The 18299-nt window shown below is 57.6% G+C and carries 17 protein-coding genes; 9 read left to right on the top strand and 8 right to left on the bottom strand.

What is annotated here, in order from left to right; all coding sequences use genetic code 11:
• Positions 1 to 34 precede the first annotated feature (34 nt).
• From I6L34_RS17265 to I6L34_RS17240, 6 genes are all read right to left on the bottom strand, one after another.
• Positions 35 to 1474: a ShlB/FhaC/HecB family hemolysin secretion/activation protein gene (locus I6L34_RS17265; RefSeq protein WP_160320557.1), complete on the bottom strand. Its 1440-nt coding sequence runs from the start codon at positions 1472 to 1474 to the stop codon at positions 35 to 37.
• Between the two features lie 596 nt (positions 1475 to 2070).
• A complete protein-coding gene (gene rluB, locus I6L34_RS17260) occupies positions 2071 to 2994 on the bottom strand; it encodes a 23S rRNA pseudouridine(2605) synthase RluB (RefSeq protein ID WP_005347347.1) in 924 nt (307 codons plus the stop codon).
• A 134-nt stretch (positions 2995 to 3128) separates the two neighbouring features.
• Positions 3129 to 3701, bottom strand: a complete 573-nt coding sequence (gene scpB, locus I6L34_RS17255) for an SMC-Scp complex subunit ScpB (RefSeq protein ID WP_075115674.1) — start codon at positions 3699 to 3701, stop codon at positions 3129 to 3131.
• Positions 3685 to 4554: a ScpA family protein gene (locus I6L34_RS17250; protein WP_075115673.1), complete on the bottom strand. Its 870-nt coding sequence runs from the start codon at positions 4552 to 4554 to the stop codon at positions 3685 to 3687. Before I6L34_RS17250 ends, scpB begins: the two co-directional genes overlap by 17 nt.
• On the bottom strand, positions 4547 to 5167 hold the full coding sequence (locus I6L34_RS17245) for an L-threonylcarbamoyladenylate synthase (RefSeq protein ID WP_033137085.1): 621 nt from the start codon (positions 5165 to 5167) through the stop codon (positions 4547 to 4549). Before I6L34_RS17245 ends, I6L34_RS17250 begins: the two co-directional genes overlap by 8 nt.
• A gap of 226 nt (positions 5168 to 5393) precedes the next feature.
• A complete protein-coding gene (locus tag I6L34_RS17240) occupies positions 5394 to 6275 on the bottom strand; it encodes a PHP domain-containing protein (RefSeq protein WP_216955057.1) in 882 nt (293 codons plus the stop codon).
• Between the two features lie 436 nt (positions 6276 to 6711).
• On the opposite strand from I6L34_RS17240, the gene I6L34_RS17235 reads away from it, so the two are divergent.
• From I6L34_RS17235 to trpA, 6 genes are read left to right on the top strand one after another with little or no spacing between them, the layout of a single operon-like run.
• A complete protein-coding gene (locus tag I6L34_RS17235; protein WP_216955056.1) occupies positions 6712 to 8346 on the top strand; it encodes an anthranilate synthase component 1 in 1635 nt (544 codons plus the stop codon).
• Positions 8339 to 8938 carry an aminodeoxychorismate/anthranilate synthase component II gene (locus I6L34_RS17230; protein WP_005359135.1) on the top strand — a complete coding sequence of 200 codons (600 nt, stop codon included), beginning with the start codon at positions 8339 to 8341 and terminating at the stop codon, positions 8936 to 8938. Before I6L34_RS17235 ends, I6L34_RS17230 begins: the two co-directional genes overlap by 8 nt.
• A gap of 10 nt (positions 8939 to 8948) precedes the next feature.
• Positions 8949 to 9977 carry an anthranilate phosphoribosyltransferase gene (trpD, locus tag I6L34_RS17225; RefSeq protein ID WP_216955055.1) on the top strand — a complete coding sequence of 343 codons (1029 nt, stop codon included), beginning with the start codon at positions 8949 to 8951 and terminating at the stop codon, positions 9975 to 9977.
• A complete protein-coding gene (gene trpCF / locus I6L34_RS17220) occupies positions 9977 to 11485 on the top strand; it encodes a bifunctional indole-3-glycerol-phosphate synthase TrpC/phosphoribosylanthranilate isomerase TrpF (RefSeq protein ID WP_216956935.1) in 1509 nt (502 codons plus the stop codon). The genes trpD and trpCF overlap by 1 nt, the downstream gene beginning before the upstream one ends.
• A gap of 47 nt (positions 11486 to 11532) precedes the next feature.
• Complete coding sequence (trpB, locus tag I6L34_RS17215; RefSeq protein ID WP_005347359.1) at positions 11533 to 12726, top strand: tryptophan synthase subunit beta; 1194 nt, start codon at positions 11533 to 11535, stop codon at positions 12724 to 12726.
• On the top strand, positions 12723 to 13529 hold the full coding sequence (gene trpA, locus I6L34_RS17210; RefSeq protein ID WP_139411126.1) for a tryptophan synthase subunit alpha: 807 nt from the start codon (positions 12723 to 12725) through the stop codon (positions 13527 to 13529). The genes trpB and trpA overlap by 4 nt, the downstream gene beginning before the upstream one ends.
• An 818-nt stretch (positions 13530 to 14347) precedes the next feature.
• Here the strand turns inward: trpA and I6L34_RS17205 are convergent.
• Positions 14348 to 14515 (bottom strand): phage integrase N-terminal SAM-like domain-containing protein, encoded by a 168-nt coding sequence (locus tag I6L34_RS17205; protein WP_254202978.1) that lies wholly within the window; start codon positions 14513 to 14515, stop codon positions 14348 to 14350.
• Between the two features lie 260 nt (positions 14516 to 14775).
• Between I6L34_RS17205 and I6L34_RS17200 the strand changes: the two genes are divergently transcribed.
• The 3 genes from I6L34_RS17200 (at position 14776) to I6L34_RS17190 (ending at position 17086) form a co-directional block, all read left to right on the top strand.
• A complete protein-coding gene (locus I6L34_RS17200; RefSeq protein WP_216955054.1) occupies positions 14776 to 15579 on the top strand; it encodes a hypothetical protein in 804 nt (267 codons plus the stop codon).
• Positions 15580 to 15609: 30 nt separating this feature from the next.
• The gene (locus I6L34_RS17195; RefSeq protein WP_216955053.1) at positions 15610 to 16353 is read left to right on the top strand and encodes a toll/interleukin-1 receptor domain-containing protein; all 744 of its coding nucleotides are present in this window, start codon (positions 15610 to 15612) and stop codon (positions 16351 to 16353) included.
• A gap of 133 nt (positions 16354 to 16486) precedes the next feature.
• Complete coding sequence (locus I6L34_RS17190; protein WP_216955052.1) at positions 16487 to 17086, top strand: hypothetical protein; 600 nt, start codon at positions 16487 to 16489, stop codon at positions 17084 to 17086.
• 467 nt (positions 17087 to 17553) lie between these two features.
• Here I6L34_RS17190 and I6L34_RS17185 read toward each other — a convergent pair whose 3' ends face one another.
• Positions 17554 to 18096 carry a metal-dependent hydrolase gene (locus I6L34_RS17185; RefSeq protein WP_216955051.1) on the bottom strand — a complete coding sequence of 181 codons (543 nt, stop codon included), beginning with the start codon at positions 18094 to 18096 and terminating at the stop codon, positions 17554 to 17556.
• Between the last annotated feature and the right edge of the window lie 203 nt (positions 18097 to 18299).

The raw sequence follows: 18299 nt of genomic DNA, 5'->3' as shown, positions 1-18299 counted from the left end.
ATCTCGCGACGCTCGACGCATCGCCATCCTATTGCTAGAAAGCCACACTCGCCCGGTAGTAGAGCACCCAGGGATCAGCATTGAGCCAGGCGGGGGCACTTAACGGAAAGCCCACGCTGACGTTGCCGGTAAAGTGGCGATAGCGTTGCTCCCACCCCACGGCGGTGCCCACCATGCCACGCCACTCATCCCCCTGATTGCCCATATCCACTTGCCCCATATCCAGCGCCAGCCAGGTACGCCATTGACCGAGCCAGGTCGGGGCAGTTCCTTGCCAACTCAGCTCGTTTCGAAGATATCCGCCCACATCCCCGCTGATACTCTGCTCTTTGAACCCGCGCACCGATGCCTCGCCGCCCAGCGACAAACGCTCCACGCTATAGAGCCGGTCAGGCGTCCATTGGGCATTGAAGGTCGAGAGCCATCCCCACTGACCACCCGCCGTACTGTAGCTACCAAACAGCCCCCATTTCTCAAACTGGGCCTGCGGCCACAAAGCCGAGCGGCCACGGTCGCGGTCCGCTCCGAACCAGTCGGTACCGAGCGTCAAGGTAGGGTTTAAGGTGAAGAAATGACGGTCTACTCGCGTCGCCAGATTAAGGCCAAGCCGCAGGGACGAGAGCTGGTAGCTGCTGGTTTCCAGTAACTGTTCCATGATGAAGTTGCGGCTCTGACGATGAGTCACGCCCAGCACACCGGATATCTTGCTCTGCCCATCTCGATAGAGGGTGCGCGTGGCAGAGCCAGTAGTGGTACGGGTATCACCGCGGCTTTCATAGACATAGCCGCGAGAGTCGATATCGTTGCGGTAATCGCTAAATTGATAACCGACATCAAACAACCAGTAGCCATAGGGCAAACTGAAACCGGCTTGCCAGTTGGTGGCGTTGTGGCTGGCTCGCCCATCAGTGCTACTGCCAGCCATCAGGGTCCATTGCTCGGCCAGTGACAACAGGTTGTCGGCAGTCAACGAAATTCTCCCCTGCTCCTCCCCTGTGCTCTGCTGACCACTGTTGTCGAACTCCAGCGCACCTTGTAGCGGTACACCCTTGGTGCCCTTCAAATTGACGATGGATTGACCAGGCGCACGACCCGGCTGGATATCAAGCTGATAAGAGAGCGAATGCAGGCGAGAAAGATGGTCTACCCCCTGCTCCAGATCACGCAGATTGAGCACCTGCCCGACCAGGCCCGGGAAGAGGGTACGAGTGATGGGATCCGGCTCGCCATTAACCACAATGGCTTCGATGCGCCCTTCGAGCACCGCAATGGTGAGCGTCCCCTTCGCCAAATCCTGCTCAGGCAGAAAGGCTCGGCTGGTGACGAAGCCGGCCGCCAGATACCACTGACTGACATCGCGAATAAGGGCATTGATGTGGATGAGCCCCATGCAGCTATTGAGGTAAGGAGACGCCAATCGGGTTTGCTGGCTGGCAGACAACTGCGACGCCCCCTCAAAGTGAATCTTGCTCACTTGGAAACAGGGGCCTTGGGCTTGTGGCACTTGTTCGGTAGATTCAGTTGGCAGTGACAGAGGTCGAGCAACCTCCTCGCGCTGACGAGCCGCCTCTTCCAACAAGGCGCGCTGGCGCTGCTGAATCTCTTGCTGCTCTGCAGGTGATACCGCCAATAAGGGAGAATGATAGAGAGTAAAAAAAAGTGATAATAAAAACATGCCCCCTGCCAATACAGGGCGCAATTGAAAAGAGATCATCAGCCTGAACAACCCGAAATAGTTATATTGATTTATTTGCCAGCGTAAGCAACGCATGCATCCGGCATGAAAAGCTGCGCTTGGAACCCTGACCTATTATTCACCAATCCATCCGGAGTTGTGAATAAAAAAGAATCGTTTATCTGTTAACTGAGCCACAAAAAATAACCACGAAACAAGAAAAACGTTTTCCTGTTTGGATCAACAAATAAGCGGCCTTATTGATAAAAACCCAAATAAATATTTATTTGGCCAGGTAGTTATATTGTTAAGGATATAAAAAAGCCCGCACCAGTTGGTACGGGCTTTTGGGCAAGTTTGCACGTCTATCAGTGTGCGTCACTGGCAAACGGCGCTTACTTGCTGCCGGTACCGGAGTTGCGGGTAGAGGCTTGCGGCTTGCGACGGGCGGTGGTGGCGCGGGCACGGGGCTCTTTGCCCTGCATCTCTTTGTGACGCTGCACGGCGCGACGGATCTGGGCGGCCTGCTTGTGGCGGCTGGTTTTGCCATCTTGCTGCAGATCGACCTTGGATTCGGTCTCCGGCGGCAGGTTGACCAGACCGCGCAGGTAGTTCACTTCCGGCAGTTTCAGCTCTTGCCAGCCGCCGCGCGGGATGCCGCGGTCCAGCTTGACGTCGCCGTAGCGGATACGCATCAGGCGGCTCACCTGCACTTCCTGGGATTCCCACAGGCGGCGCACTTCACGGTTGCGACCTTCAGTCAGGGTGACGTTGAACCACTGGTTCAGACCCTCACCGCCAGCCGGTTTGATCTTGTTGAACTTGGCGGTGCCATCTTCCAGCTGCACGCCCTTGCGCAGACGCTGCAGCATGGCTTCGGTGATCTCGCCAAAGACACGCACCGCGTATTCCCGCTCCACTTCGTGGCTCGGGTGCATCAGACGGTTGGCCAGCTCACCGTCGGTGGTGAACAGCAGCAGACCTGAGGTGTTGACGTCGAGGCGGCCGACCGCGATCCAGCGGGCACCTTCCATCTTGGGCAGACGATCAAACACGGTGGGACGACCTTCCGGATCGTGACGGGTACACATCTCCCCTTCCGGCTTGTGGTAAGCCAGTACGCGGCAGATCACTTCCTCTGCGGCACGGGTCTTGACCTGGTGACCATCCACCCGGATCACGGCGTTCACTTCGACGCGATCCCCCAGTGTGGCGACCTTGCCATCCACACTGACCCGACCTGCGGTGATCAGGGCCTCCATCTCACGACGGGAGCCGTGACCCGCGCGGGCCAACACTTTTTGCAGTTTTTCACTCATCGGGGTTACCTGATTGTTGATCGCTGCCCACAGGTAATAGGGGCAACGGGGTTAACTGTAACAAACGCCGGTTGGAGCGTTTGCCACAGTTGAAAAATGTATATCTCGGTGACATCGGCACACTTGGGCGCCATTCACCGGGCATCGCTCTCCCCGTCCACCGCAGAGGGCAACAGGGGTTGCAGCTCCGGATCCAGCTCGGGGAGCTGCTCCAGACTCTGCAGATTAAAGTAATCCAGAAACTCTCTGGTAGTGGCGAGCAGTTCGGGGCGACCGGCCACCTCTTTGTGGCCAATGCTGCGCACCCAGCCACGCTCTTTCAAGGTATTCACTATCTGGCTCGACACCGCCACCCCGCGGATCGCTTCGATCTCGGCCCGGGTGATGGGTTGGCGATAGGCGATCAGGGTCAGCGTCTCCATCACGGCGCGGGAATAGCGCGGCGCCCGCTCACTCCAGAGCCTTGAGAGCTCCTCGGCATACTCCTGACGCGCCTGAAAGCGCCAGCCGGAGGCGACCTCCTTGAGTTCGACGCCTCGCGAGCTGTAATCTTGCCTGATCTCGGCCAACAGCAGCTGAACATAGCGACTGGTCACCGGATAATCGGCCAGCACGCTGGTTTTCAGCTCGCTGACATTGAGCGGACGACCGGCCACAAACAGCGCCGCTTCGATCAGGGTCTTGAGTCGTTCAGTGGGCAGCGCCACGGTTGCCCTCCTCGCTCTGCTCGGCCAATGCGAAATGGATTGGGCCAAGGGGTTCTGCCTGCAGGATCCAGATCAGTTGCTCCTTGCACAGCTCCAGCAGGGCCAGAAACGTCACCAGTACCCCCATGCGCCCCTCTTCAACGCGCAGCACCTGCTCAAGGCGCAGGGTCTGCCCCAGGGTGAGCATGGCGAGGATCTCCGCCATGCGCACCCGGGTCGGGATCTGCTCGCGGCGGATCTGGTGATGTTCGAAATGAGTCGCGCGTTTTACCACACTTTGCATGTAAAGGGCGAGCTCAACCAGCGAAACATCGGGCGCCAGTGGCTTGAGGGCGCCAAAATCGGGGGGCAGGGCGGCTGCGATATAAATCTCCCGCTCCACCCTTGGCAACTCATTGACCCGCTCCGCACCGACCTTGTAGCGCTCGTACTCCTGCAGGCGGCGAATAAGGGTCACCCGCGGGTCTTCTCCCTCCTCTTCATCCTCCAGCTCCGGCGCCTTGGGCAGCAGCAGGCGGGATTTGATCTCCGCCAGCCAGGCCGCCATCAGCAGATATTCGGCCGCCAGCTCAAGGTTGAGCCCCTGCATCAGCTCCACGTACTCCATGTACTGGGCTGTGATCTGCAGGATCGGCAGGTTGAGGATATCGAGCTGCTGACGCCGGATGAGGTAAAGCAGCAGATCGAGCGGCCCCTCGAAGGTATCGAGGAACACCTCCAGCGCATCGGGCGGGATGAACAGGTCCTGGGGCAGCTCGTGATAGGGCTGCCCCAGGACTTTCGCGATGGGTAGTGCGGCGCCAGTCCCCGTCTCGGCGGAAGGAACAGTCACCGGTTCAGCGACATCACTCAAACGGGGTCGGGTCTCCGGCGCCGCGACGACGCAATACCGGCTCGTCGTCAGAGAAATCGACCACTGTGGTGGGCTGCTCGCCCAGATAACCGCCGTTGACCACCAGATCGATCTGCTTGCCCAGCTTGTCGAAGATCTCTTCCGGGTCGAACTCGGCCATCTCGGACTCCGGCAGGATCAATGTGGTGGAGAGCAGCGGCTCGCCGAGGGCTTCCAAGAGCGCCTGGGCAATCTTGTTGTCCGGCACCCGGATGCCGATGCTCTTCTTCTTCTCGTTCATCAGGCGGCGCGGCACCTCTTTGGTCGCCTTGAAGATGAAGGTGTAGGCGCCCGGGGTGTTGTTCTTGATCAGGCGAAACGCGCTGTTGTCGACCTTGGCGTAGGTGGAGATCTCGGAGAGATCGCGGCACACCAGGGTGAAGTCGTGGCTGGCATCGAGGCGACGGATACGACAGATGCGCTCCAGCGCGCCCTTGTCACCCATCTGGCAACCCAGCGCATAACCGGAGTCGGTCGGATAGACGATCACGCCGCCGTTCTGGATGATCTGTACCGCCTGACCGATCAGACGGGCCTGGGGGTTTTCCGGATGTACGTAAAAATGCTGACTCATAGCTTGTTCTCGCAATGGGGGCAGCAATACCTGCCCGCTCGTATGGTCACGGGCCAAAGACCCATGACACTACCTTAACCTGTTTGTGGCCGCTTCGCTGATGCCGTTACCGACTCGCCAGCAGCTCGGCATGTTGCTCGGTGGTGAGCCCGAAGTGACCGGGATAGGCCAACCACACTATGGGAATCCCCTCTTGCCCGGCTTGTTCCCTATTTCGCTGGCGCCGTTACCGGCTTGCCAGCAGCTCGGCATGCTGTTCGGTGGTGAGCCCGAAGTGACCGGGATAGGCCAGCCAGACGGGCATCCCCTCTTTGGGCAGCCAGAGGTGGCGGCCCAGCTCGGTCCAGTTGGAGGGGAAGTGAAAATCCGATCCCACCGAAATATAGAGGTCGTGATCCTTGGCCCACTGGCCCAGATTGGCCCGCTCCTGCGGGCTCTGCTGAGGCAATGAGACCTCCATGGCATCGCCACCGGCCGCCTTGAAAGCCACCAGCAGCCGCTTGATCCACTTGGCGGTGAGATCGTAACGGCTGGGGTGGGCCAGCACCGCCAGCCCACCCGCGGCGTGAATGGCAGCGATGGCTTTGCTCATCTCGGGCCACTCGGCCGGGGCATACCCTTTATTGCCACGGCTCAGGTACTTTTTGAATACCTTCTGCATGTTGTCGGCCACCCCGCGTGCCACCAGCACCCGGGCAAAGTGGGCGCGGGTCACGGCAGCATCACCGGCGAGCTGTTTGGCCTCTTCATAGGTGCCGTGGATGAGGCACTTCTCCAGACGACGCCCGATTTCCAGCGCGCGCGCCTCACGGCGTGCCAGCTGACCGGCCAGAAAATCCAACAGCTGCGGATTTTTTTCATCCACCCCCAGCGCCACGATATGGATCTCATGGTGCTCCCAGCCGGTGGAGATCTCGACCCCGCTCACCAGTCGCAGCGGCAGTTGCTCAGCTTCGATAGTGCGACGCACCTCATCAAGCCCGGCGAGGGTGTCGTGGTCAGTAACTGCTAACACTTCGACCTGTTTTTCGGCGGCGCGGCGCACCAGTTCGGCTGGGCTCAGCACCCCGTCGGAGGCAGTGGTATGGCAGTGAAGATCGAATCTCATCAGGTTATTCCGCTCTCGTGGTCAGGTCACCATTCATGGCAAATCGGTGAAAGAAGGCTAAAAAGCGACTTGACTTGGCCGCGGCTTTATCGTTTTCTGTAGGCACTTCATTGCAAACATCTTTTTACAGGACTTTATCATGCAAACGACTTCCATCCTGACCATCTGGTGGTGGCACACTCCCTGACATGCGGGCGTGTGGTCGTTGCTGTACCTGTAATCTGACAGCAAATTAAGAACCCAAAGAAAAAGCCCGCTGACCCCAGCGGGCTTTTTTATTATCCGGCAAATGGACCTGTGATGAAACCGAGAATTCAGACAAGCAAGCTGACCTGGCGATGGCGCCCCTGAACCAGCCACCCCGGACCCATTAAATTTTCAAGGAATTCAACGTCATGAACATCGGTAACACGCATCACACGCAAGGGAACGCACTATGACAGCCACACATCGCCTTCCTCTGGGTGAATTCGATACCCTCAAGCTCAACGCCCCCTATGTGGCCTACCCACTGGCGCTCTATACCCGCCTCTGTCAGGGCCGCCCCAACAACCTGCTGCTGGAATCGGTGGAGATCGACTCCAAGGCGGGTAAACAGAGCCTGTTGCTGGTGGATGCCTGCCTGCGCATCGAGTGCCGTGGTCGCACCGTGCGGGTTCGCAGCCTCAATGACAACGGTGCCCAGTTGCAGAGCCTGCTGGCCGAGCGGCTGCCTGCGGTGGTGGCTCGCTCGCTGGTAGATGGCGAATTGCAACTCGACTTCCTGGCCTCCGATCGGGAGCTGGACGAAGATTCCCGCCTCAAGGGGAGCAGCGTGCTGGACGTGCTGCGCACCCTGCAGCGAGAGCTCGATTGCCAGTTGGGTAAAGAGGCACTGTTTATGGCCGGCAGCTTCGCCTACGACCTGATCGCCTCTTTTGAAGATCTGCCCGACGTGCCGGAAGGGAGCAACGACTGCCCCGACTACTGCTTCTATGTGGCCGAAACCCTGATCACCATCGACCATATCGAACGCACCACTCAACTGCTGGCCTGCATCTTTGGCGGCGACAGCGACGAGAGCCTGGTGGAAGACAGATACACCCGCCTGACCGAACGGCTCACCGACTTCAAACAGATTTGCCAGCAACCCCTCTGCGCCGAGCTGACCACCCAGCCCCTGACCGGTGGCATGAGCGTGGACAAGAGCGACAAGCAGTTCTGCGCCGAGGTGGAGAAGCTCAAGGGCTTTATCCGCCGTGGCGACATCTTCCAGGTGGTGCCGTCCCGCTGCTTCTCCCTGCCCTGCCCGAGCCCCCTGGCCGCCTATCGCCGCCTCAAACAGACCAACCCCAGCCCCTACATGTTCTACGTGCAGGATGAGGGCTTCACCCTGTTTGGCGCCTCGCCGGAGAGCGCGGTGAAATTCTGCGCCGCCAGCCGCGACGTGGAGATGTACCCCATCGCCGGTACCCGCCGCCGCGGCTTCAACCCGGATGGCAGCATCAACCGGGATCTCGATGGCCGCATCGAGCTGGAGCTGCGTCAGGACGAGAAAGAGGTGGCCGAGCACCTGATGCTGGTGGATCTGGGCCGCAACGACATCGCCCGCATCTCGGAGCCCGGCACCCGCTACGTCAAGGAGCTGCTGAAAGTGGATCGCTACAGCCACGTGATGCATCTGGTCTCCAAGGTGGTGGGCACCTTGCGCTCTGACCTTGACGCCCTGCACGCCTATCAGGCCTGCATGAACATGGGCACCCTCACCGGCGCCCCCAAGATCCGCGCCAGCGAGCTTATTCGCATGGTGGAAGGCAAGCGCCGCGGCAGCTACGGCGGCGCGGTCGGCTACATCAACGGTGCCGGCGAGATGGATACCTGCATCGTCATTCGCTCGGCGTTTGTCAAAGATGGCGTGGCCCATGTGCAGGCCGGTGCAGGGGTGGTCTATGACTCCAAGCCGCAAGCCGAAGCGGACGAAACCCGCGCCAAGGCAGCCGCCGTGCTGGCTGCCATCGCCGCCAGCCATGGCACCTCCCTGCAAGCCCTGAGCGCCCAGCAGGAGCAACATAAGGACGTGAGCCATGACTAACATTTTCCTGCTCGACAACTTCGACTCCTTTACCTACAACCTGGTGGATCAGTTCCGTTCCCTCGGCTATCCGGTGCGGATCTACCGCAACAGCCTGCCGGCCAGCCGCATCATGAGCGAGATCGCCGCCTGTGAAGGGGACGCCGTGCTGGTGCTCTCGCCGGGCCCGGGCGCCCCCCACGAGGCGGGCTGCCTGATTGATCTGATCAAGCTGGCCCGCGGTCAGGTGCCCATCCTCGGCATCTGCCTCGGTCATCAGGCCCTGTGCGAAGCCTACGGCGGCACCGTCGGTGCGGCGGGCGAAATCGTCCACGGCAAGCGTTCCCTGATTGAACACAACGGCCACGGCGCCTTCGCCGGTCTGCCGAGCCCGCTGCCGGTAGCCCGTTACCACTCGCTGGTCGCTACCTATGTACCGGAAGAGCTGACGGTGATTGCCCACTATCAGGGCATGCCCATGGCCATCGAGCAGCAGGATGAGCGGGTGCTGGGCTTCCAGTTCCATCCCGAATCCATCATGACCTCGGAAGGGGCCCGTCTGCTGACCCAGGCGCTCGCCCATATCACCCGTCCAGAAAGCAGTGTGCGGTAAGGAGACCAACATGCATCAACATCTCAACACCCTCTATCAGGGTCAGTCTCTGAGCCGTGAAAGTACCCGCGACGCCTTCGGTCAGGTGGTACGTGGCGAAGTGGACCCCATCGTGCTCGCCAGCCTGCTGACCGCCCTCAAGATCAAGGGAGAGACCCCGGAGGAGATCGCTGGCGCCGCCGAGGCCCTCTTGGCAGAAGCGCGCGGCTTCCCGCGTCCGGATTACGAGTTTTGCGACATCGTCGGCACCGGTGGCGATGGCCTCAACACCATCAACGTCTCCACCACCTCGGCGCTGGTCGCCGCCGCCTGCGGCCTGAAAGTGGCCAAGCACGGCAACCGTTCGGTTTCGAGCAAGTCGGGTTCGAGCGATCTGCTCGACAAAATGGGCATCAAGCTCGACATGAGCCCGGCGCAGGCGCGCCGCTGCCTCGATGAGCTCGGCATCTGCTTCCTGTTCGCCCCCCAGTACCACGCCGGGGTGCGCCATGCCATGCCTGTGCGCCAAGCCCTCAAGACCCGCACCCTGTTCAACGTGCTGGGGCCGCTTATCAACCCCGCTCGCCCCACCTATCAGCTGATGGGGGTCTATGCCCCCGAGCTGGTGCGTCCCATCGCAGAAACCCTGCTGGCACTGGGGCTGAAAACCGGTATGGTGGTGCACGGTGCCGGGCTGGATGAAATTGCCATCCACGGCCCGACCCAGGTGGCCCAGATCCGTGACGGCGAGATCCGCGAATTTATGATCACCCCGGCTGACTTTGGCCTCGAGACCTATCCGGTCAGCGCCATTCAGGGTGGTGAGCCTGAAGAGAACCGCGCCATCACCGCCGCCATTCTGGAAGGGCGTGGCACCCCGGCCCACAACGCCGCCATCGCCGCCAACGTGGCACCGCTGCTGCTGATGGCGGGCAAGGCGAAGGATCTCAAGAGCGCGGCGGCCGAGGTGCTGGCGGTGCTGGCAAGCGGCAAGGCTGCGGATCTGGCCGCCCGGCTGGCTACTCTGAGCCATCAGGAAGCGGGCCATCAGGAGGCATGATGTCAGCCACCACGTCGCACAGCAGTCATTCAGAACGCCCGCAGGGCAAGAGCCAGTTTCGCAAGGATAACGAGATGTCAGACCTTATTGCCCCCCATGCTTTTCTGAACATGGCCTCCATCAGCCAGACCATTCTCGGCAAGATCGTGGCGGCCAAACAGGAGTGGGTTGCCGCCCGCAAGCTGACCCAACCGCTGGAGAGCTTCCAGAGCGCGCTGGCCCCAAGCGATCGGGATTTCGTCGGCGCGCTCAAGGCGGGCTCCACCCGCTTTATTCTGGAGTGCAAGAAGGCCTCCCCCTCCAAGGGCTTGATCCGCGACGATTTCAGCCCGGAGGCAATCGCCGACATCTATGGCAAATACGCCACCGCCATCTCGGTGCTGACCGACGAGAAGTTCTTTCAGGGGGATTTCGCCTTCCTGCCGCGGGTGCGCAGCCGCGTCAGCCAGCCGGTGCTCTGCAAGGATTTCATGATTGACCCCTATCAGGTCTATCTGGCCCGCCACTATCAGGCGGACGCCATCCTCTTGATGCTCTCGGTGCTCACCGACGAGGGGTATCGTGCCCTGTTCGCGGTGGCCAAGGAGCTGGGTCTGGGCGTACTCACCGAGGTGAGCAACGAGGAGGAGCTGACCCGCGCCATCGCGCTGGGTGCGCCGGTCATCGGCATCAACAACCGGGATCTGCGCGACCTGAGCGTCGATCTCGCCCGCACCAAACAGCTGGCCAAAGATATTCCGAGCGATCGGGTGGTGATCAGCGAGTCCGGTATCAACCACCGCGCTCAGGTGGCGGATCTGCGCCACCACGCCAAAGGCTTTCTGGTGGGCTCGTCATTGATGGCCGAGCCGGATCTGGAAGCGGCTGTGCGCAAGCTGGTACTGGGTCAGAACAAGGTGTGCGGCCTGACCCGTGCCGAAGATGCCGCCGCAGCCCATCAGGCGGGTGCGGTATTTGGCGGCCTGATTTTTGTGGCCAAAAGCCCGCGCTATGTGGACATCCCCGCCGCCCGCGCCGTGATGGCGGGTGCGCCGCTCTCTTACGTCGGGGTTTTTCGCAACGCCCAGCCCGCCACCATCGCCAAGACGGTGGATGCGCTGGGGCTCGCCGCAGTCCAGCTGCATGGGGATGAGGATGCCGCCTATATCGATACCTTGCGCCCGCTGCTGCCGACTGGCTGCCAGATCTGGAAAGCGGTCGGAATCTCTCTTGGCAAGGAAAGTTGCGAGCCGCTGCCCGCCCTCAACTACCCGGCCGATCGCCTGCTTCTCGATACCAAAGTAGGCAGCCAGAGCGGCGGCACCGGTCAGGCATTTGACTGGGCCATGCTGGCCACGCTCGACAAGAGCAAACTGATGCTGGCGGGCGGCCTTAATCCCGACAACGCCCTGCAGGCGGCGCAAGTCGGCTGCCTCGGCCTTGATTTCAACTCCGGGGTGGAGAGTGCCCCGGGCCAGAAGGATGCGCACAAGATTGCAGCCGCCTTCGGCGCACTGCGCAACCTGTAACGCAACCCTTTTTGATGTTTCGATTTAGCTAATACAAGGAAGAAGCCATGACCCTGCTCAACCCGTTTTTCGGTGAATTTGGCGGTATGTATGTACCCCAAATCCTTATCCCGGCCCTGCTCCAGCTGGAGAAAGCCTTCGTCGATGCCAAGGATGACCCGGCCTTTATCGCCGAGTTTCAGTCCCTGCTGACCGAGTATGCCGGTCGCCCGACCCCGCTCACCCTCACCCGCAATCTGACCAAGGGCACCAAGACCCGCCTCTATCTCAAGCGTGAAGATCTGCTGCACGGCGGCGCCCACAAGACCAACCAGGTGCTGGGTCAGGCGCTGCTGGCCAAGCGGATGGGCAAGAGCGAGATCATCGCCGAGACCGGTGCCGGTCAGCACGGTGTGGCCACTGCGCTGGCCTGCGCCCTGCTCGGCCTCAAGTGCCGGGTCTATATGGGTGCCAAGGATTGCGAGCGCCAGAAGCCCAACGTCTTTCGCATGAAGCTGATGGGCGCCACCGTTATTCCAGTGCACTCCGGCTCCAGCACCCTGAAAGATGCCTGCAACGAGGCGCTGCGCGACTGGGCTGCCAACTACGAGTCGGCCCACTACCTGCTCGGCACCGCCGCTGGCCCGCACCCCTTCCCCACTATCGTGCGGGAGTTCCAGAAGATGATCGGCGAAGAGGCCAAGGCCCAGTGCTTCGAGAAGGAGGAGCGACTGCCCGATGCGGTGATCGCCTGCGTCGGCGGCGGGTCGAATGCCATCGGCATGTTTGCCGACTTTATCGATGAGCCGTCGGTGCGCCTGATCGGGGTCGAGCCGGGTGGTCACGGTATCGAGAGTGGCGAGCACGGTGCGCCGCTCGGTCACGGCAGCAAGGGGGTCTTCTTTGGCATGCACTCCTACCTGATGCAGGACAATCAGGGCCAGATTCAGGAGTCCTACTCCGTTTCGGCGGGGCTCGACTTCCCCTCCGTCGGCCCGCAGCACGCCCATCTGGCCGCCATCGGCCGCGCCGAGTACCCCTCGGTGACCGACAAGGAGGCGCTGGACGCCTTCCAGGAGCTGGCCAAATCCGAAGGCATCATACCAGCGCTGGAGTCCTCCCACGCGCTGGCCCACGCCCTCAAGATGGCCCGCAGTGAACCGGAAAAAGAGCAGGTGCTCATCGTCAACCTCTCCGGCCGTGGCGACAAAGATATCTTCACCGTTGCCGACATTTTCGAGAAAGAAGGAACCTTGTCATGAACCGTTACGCACAACTCTTCTCCCGTCTGGATGAAGCCAATCAGGGCGCCTTTGTGCCGTTCGTGATGCTGGGTGACCCGACTCCTGAACTCTCGCTGGCCATCGTCGATGCGCTGGTGGAAGGGGGCGCCGATGCCCTCGAGCTCGGCATTCCCTTCTCCGATCCGGTGGCGGATGGCCCCACCATTCAGGGCGCCGCCCTGCGCGCCTTTGCCAGCCACACCACCCCGGACGACTGCTTCGAGCTGCTTGGCCGCATCCGCGCCAAGTACCCGCAGCTGCCCATTGGCCTTCTGGTCTACGCCAACCTGGTCTATGTGCGCAAAATTGACGGCTTCTACGAGAAGTGCCAGCAGGCAGGCGTGGATTCGGTGCTGGTCGCCGACGTGCCGGTGCAGATGTGCGCCCCCTACAAGGCGGCCGCCGACAAGTTCGGCATCGACAGCATCTTTATCGCCCCGCCCAATGGCGACGCCGAGACCCTGAAACAGGTGGCGGAGCTCGGCAATGGTTACACCTATCTGGTGAGCCGCGCCGGTGTCACCGGTGCCGAGACCAAGGCTGGCATGCCGGTGGAGGGGCTGATCAATACCCTGCGCGAGTTCAACGCCCCCCCCGCCCTGCTCGGCTTTGGCATCAGCGAACCGGCTCAGGTGCGTGAGGCCATCGCCGCTGGCGCCGCCGGTGCCATCTCCGGCTCTGCCGTGGTGAAAATCATCGAGACCCACCACCAGAATCCGGAGCACATGCTCACCCGCCTGAAAGAGTTTGTGGAAGGGATGAAGGCCGCGACCCTGCGCTAAGCGTTCAGTCAAACGCCCACCCCCATGACAAGCAAGGGAGCCCAAGCGGGCTCCCTTTTGTTATCCACCATCCCTGGTTGGTGCCACCCTTGTAGGTCTGATTAGCGAAGCGTAATCAGACGTTCGCGGAATTGATGCTGATGCTATGGCGCGGCTTCGCCACGCAGGACACGAGGGCGCCGCCTTCGACGGGGTTTCGCCCGCCCTTCGGGCCTGGGCGAGTGACTTTGGAAAGACCCGCTCTCTTTAGCAAATCACACCAAAGGTCTTCTCCCCGCTTATTCGCCCGACTGACGTCGGGTACCTTCGGCTCATCCTCTTGTCCAACGGCACGCGCCGATGGGCCTTTGGCCTCCGCCGTCCGTGGCTTCGCCCAAAGCCCGCTTCGCACATCCGTGTTCTCGCGCCAAATCGGGTCGAGCGGTGCTCGCCCTCTCCCGATTTTGCCTATGGCCCAGTGCCGCTCGCTCGGCATCCTGCCTCGCTGCCTGGACAAGAGGACTCGCCTCAGCGAATAAGAGGGGATCAAAACCGTGTCCGCCTGAGGCTACCGTGCAATAGTGAACAAGCACTCTCTCCCCTTGGGAGAGGGTTGGGGTGAGGGGAACTTCTACATTCCCTACGAACCCAAAAACTCACTTACAACAGCAGCCAATCACTAATTGGTTGAACCAGCTAAGATTTTTCTCACCCCCCTCTTCCCAAGTCTCGATCAGACCCCTTAAAATAGCCAAACGACAATTCATCTCCAGGGAGAGTGTCATGGTAGTAATTGTTGCTATCTCACGGGTGAAAAGCAGCGGGCTGGGGGCTGAAACTCAGGGGCGGTAGCCTTGCCTGAAGAGACAAACAAGCCAAGTTAGAATGGTATTGACCTCAATGGCACCGAGTTCTTGTGGGTGTCGCAGTTGATTAAAACGTATGAAATTGCGGATCCAGTACCAGTAGGACTTTTCAGTACGGATGCTGTAGTGATGCAAACGCATCACTGTCCTGACCTGTGAACTCAGACGGGGTTTGGCGACGCTGCCCATAACTGACTCCCAAACAGCTTTTTATACAGTGGCAATGGCAGAAACAAGGGGAAACCGAATACGTTCAAGCATCAAAGGATGACTGATAATACCTTTATTTAATTTAAACTTTTCGTGGCGACTATCAGGACAGAGCGGAGTTATATGTAAGGCTCTGCTATCTGATTAGTAGCGCCTTCTATCTAATTACTGTTAAATTTCTGGAGCCGATCATGGAACTCGGGATAGTCATACTGATGCTAGTTTTGGTTTTCAGAACAGCAATCGTTTCTGCAATCAAAGAGAATCAGGGCACAATTTCTGCCAATGCGGAGCCCCTGATCAAATACTTGGGGGCCTCAACAGTTCTTTCAGCTACGGTGGCAGCAATCCCATCTCTGTGCATGATCGTTTACATGAGAACAGAAGGCTTCTTCGCGTACGAACTTTTTACGAGTGAGTCACATGCATTTGGTGTATTGGCCAGCAATATTTTTGTTAACTATCTAGTTCTTTCATTTGGTTTTTTCGGTGCAGCGATTTTATTTGCCGCAAAAGCTGAAAAGTGGATGCTTTGGCTAATCGCTTTACTCAACGCGTTGTTCCTTACGTATTTCCTTCTGGTGGCTTACGTCACCTCCCGATGGGTACTGATCGGCGCAATGATCATCTTCACCCTAGCCATTGCTGGATATCTGTATTTTTGGCTTTCCAGCGGAGTAAAGGGCAAGGCTCGATTTTGGTGGGCACCTTTGGGCGTGGCGGCAATTCTCCTACTACTTCCTATCCTTGCCCCTAAGCCGACAGCTGAGTTCACTGCTAGCGCATTAGCACAAATGAAAGTTGGGGGAATGATGGTTGAAGTCAGTGAACCAAAGCAGATATTTTCACCAGTAGAAGGACACAAGGCGGTCAAGCAATGGCTAGTCCTACGCACCCCTGATGCTCTATATTTAAAACCAGACCGCGAGAGCACTAGCGTCACAGTTCTAAAGGCAGATGGCTTTATCGTTTCCCCTGTGAAGGGAAAAATCTAACTGCATCGAGTTTAAACCTCAGGATAGACAATGAATCCACCAAGAGCTTTTATTTCATACTCACATGATACAGCCCCACATAAAGAGTGGGTTTTAGATTTTGCAACCACACTTAGAAATCGAGGAATTGATGCAGTCTTAGACCAATGGGATTTGAAACCAGGAGATGATTTACCCCATTTCATGGAAACACAGCTAGAAGCAGCTGACTACATTCTTATGATATGTACTGAGAAATATGTTGAAAAAGCTAATGCTGGAGAAGGTGGTGTTGGCTATGAAAAAATGATTATGACATCCTCGTTGTTATCAAAAATTGATAGCCGTAAAGTTATACCAATTATTCGACAGTCAGGAACTGATTATCGTCCAACGTTTTTAAAATCGAAGATATATATCAATTTCTCTAACAATTCAGATATTGAATATAGTTTTGACGATTTACTTAGAACACTGCTAAATGCCCCGCTATATGAAAAGCCAGCAATCGGTGAAAATCCATTCAAACCAATGGAAAGTGCTAGACCAGATAGATCAGCTGATGGCGTTAAAGAAGTGATGAAAGCTGTAGCTAGATGCTATGAAGGAAGAGAGTATGACTATATATGGTATAAATCTCTTATACTAAACGTATCTATGCATAGATTTACGCTTGATAAGTACATTGAACAAGCATGCAATCAAAACCTACTAACCTGGTACTCCAATGAGAAATTAAGCATTACAACACAAGGTATTAGTTATTTGGAGCAACATGGTATTATAGACGAGTGAAAAATTAGGATGTCCACCTTTCTGATCACAAAAAACACGAAATAAGGGCCTCAGCTTTTTTGGCATTTCCTGCCTATTACGCGAGAGTTAGGAAATTCAAATTCCCATTATAATCACCAACAAAGGAAATAAAGTGAACAAAGTAATATCTTTTATTATTATGCTATTACCCGGTATCGCGCAAGCCTTAGAAGTACCACAAATCGTCCGAGAAAAGGTAAAAGAACAACTCGCCTACACAGAATGTAGCAATCTTAAGTTAGATGACTGGAAAATCTATCCAAACCAATATATCGACGATTCAAGATTTCTCTACCATAAAATGGTCGATGGCAATGATATTATCGTATTAGATATTGGTGCAGCACAAAAGGACGGTGAACATTGCTATCTGGGAGGTAGTGCAGGCACGCCATTAGTCGTATTTATTAAAACACAAAATGGTCAATGGGATATAGCCTTTGACAGTGAACTTGCAGTTCAAGAACATACTTGGAAGAAACAAAGCGGTAGAGATCAACTAATACTTGCTCTACACGGTAGCTACTGCAATGGTGCTGGAGCTCAGGAGTGTTGGTCAGCACTCGAACTAAAAGGAACAAAATTTACTCAAGTTAAAAAACACTCAGACTATAAAAAATCGCCATACAGCAGTGGTGAAAATAATGTTATTCGTTCTTATGCACCAAGTAACTCTATTGCAAAACCACTAAATCAGGCCCCCAAAATTTAGAACGCTCATCTTTCTGGACAAAACATAAATCTCAAATCAGGGACACCCACCTTTCTGAACAAGGCATAACATAGCCAACATTCAAAATGATGGATGTCCCAGCTCTGCTGCATCTCAGCCCCCAAAATCAGTGTTGGAATATTTGAGACGTTGCATGACAGAAATCAGCCGAAAAATAAAACAACTGTCCACACTCTGCTTTTCCCTGTATCTGATCAGACTCGGATTTCGCGCCTTTGGCTATGACCTGCTTTATCACAATCCGAATGATCCCTACGGTATATCGGATTTAATTGAAGTGGCGTTAGCCCTCATATATCTGGTGAGTCTGGGTCTCTGCATAATACATGCATTGCGTGTATTGCTCCGACACCGAGATCAGGGTGCCTTGGGGGCATCAGCCCTGCTCGCCCTCTGTGCCCTCCAGTGGCACAGTTATGACTATCTTCATCACTTGGCCGCCAGTCTCAATATCCCCTAGACCCCCTTCCCCACACCCGCCACCCCATCAACACCAGCATCAGTACAGCCCCCGGCAGCCAAACCCAGTAGAGCTCGGAGAGGATCACCGCTTCACCTCGGGCGGTGAGATAGGCCTCCAGCTTGAAGGGGGCGACACGGATCACCTGCCAGGGGGCAAAGAAACGCTCGTCACGCCACGGCCAGAGCCAGCCAACCCCCTTGCCGCCAGTGGTGAGGGAATCAAGCAGGCTGTGGGAAAGCAGAGAGACCAGCAAAAATGACCAGACGGTGGCGGCGCTGGCCCGAAATTGGCGGTGAAACAGCATGGCCAGGGTGGGCAGGGCAAAAGCAAACAGCAGCGAGTGGGTAAAGCCGCGGTGGCCAAAGACATGGCCGTAGGCGACTCCCAGTTTGAAGGCGAGCACATCAGCATCGGGCAGCATGGCGATGGCGACCCCCGCCAGCAGCAGGCGCGGCGGGATAATGCGGCTGCCAAGTCCGAGACCAAGGCAGAGAGGTGCGGCGGCGTGGGTGACTATGGTGGGCATAGAATGAAGCTCCAACTGAAAACATGAGCCTACCCTACCCCCGCTCGGTGAAGTGAAGGTGAAGTGCGCCCACTGTATTGGTTCGCTGTTAGCTAAACGCAGCGCCAATCAGCGTTGGCGCGTTAACTTGAAATGTTCATTTAACAGCGGCTGACATGCAGAACGGGATCGTGATAAGTAGTCTCTTCGGTTCACATCACAGG

The organism is Aeromonas sp. FDAARGOS 1404, from assembly GCF_019047085.1.
Lineage (GTDB): Bacteria > Pseudomonadota > Gammaproteobacteria > Enterobacterales > Aeromonadaceae > Aeromonas > Aeromonas veronii.
This window is presented reverse-complemented; position numbering and strand designations above follow the sequence as displayed.

What these genes read in the sequence shown, in the direction of transcription:
- rluB (WP_005347347.1), bottom strand. Translation starts at nt 2,994, where the DNA reads ATGAGTGAAAAACTGCAAAAAGTGTTGGCCCGCGCGGGTCACGGCTCC.
- I6L34_RS17245 (WP_033137085.1), bottom strand. Translation starts at nt 5,167, where the DNA reads ATGAGTCAGCATTTTTACGTACATCCGGAAAACCCCCAGGCCCGTCTG.
- I6L34_RS17240 (WP_216955057.1), bottom strand. Translation starts at nt 6,275, where the DNA reads ATGAGATTCGATCTTCACTGCCATACCACTGCCTCCGACGGGGTGCTG.
- I6L34_RS17235 (WP_216955056.1), top strand. Translation starts at nt 6,712, where the DNA reads ATGACAGCCACACATCGCCTTCCTCTGGGTGAATTCGATACCCTCAAG.
- I6L34_RS17230 (WP_005359135.1), top strand. Translation starts at nt 8,339, where the DNA reads ATGACTAACATTTTCCTGCTCGACAACTTCGACTCCTTTACCTACAAC.
- trpD (WP_216955055.1), top strand. Translation starts at nt 8,949, where the DNA reads ATGCATCAACATCTCAACACCCTCTATCAGGGTCAGTCTCTGAGCCGT.
- trpCF (WP_216956935.1), top strand. Translation starts at nt 9,977, where the DNA reads ATGTCAGCCACCACGTCGCACAGCAGTCATTCAGAACGCCCGCAGGGC.
- trpB (WP_005347359.1), top strand. Translation starts at nt 11,533, where the DNA reads ATGACCCTGCTCAACCCGTTTTTCGGTGAATTTGGCGGTATGTATGTA.
- trpA (WP_139411126.1), top strand. Translation starts at nt 12,723, where the DNA reads ATGAACCGTTACGCACAACTCTTCTCCCGTCTGGATGAAGCCAATCAG.
- I6L34_RS17205 (WP_254202978.1), bottom strand. Translation starts at nt 14,515, where the DNA reads ATGCGTTTGCATCACTACAGCATCCGTACTGAAAAGTCCTACTGGTAC.
- I6L34_RS17200 (WP_216955054.1), top strand. Translation starts at nt 14,776, where the DNA reads ATGGAACTCGGGATAGTCATACTGATGCTAGTTTTGGTTTTCAGAACA.
- I6L34_RS17195 (WP_216955053.1), top strand. Translation starts at nt 15,610, where the DNA reads ATGAATCCACCAAGAGCTTTTATTTCATACTCACATGATACAGCCCCA.
- I6L34_RS17185 (WP_216955051.1), bottom strand. Translation starts at nt 18,096, where the DNA reads ATGCCCACCATAGTCACCCACGCCGCCGCACCTCTCTGCCTTGGTCTC.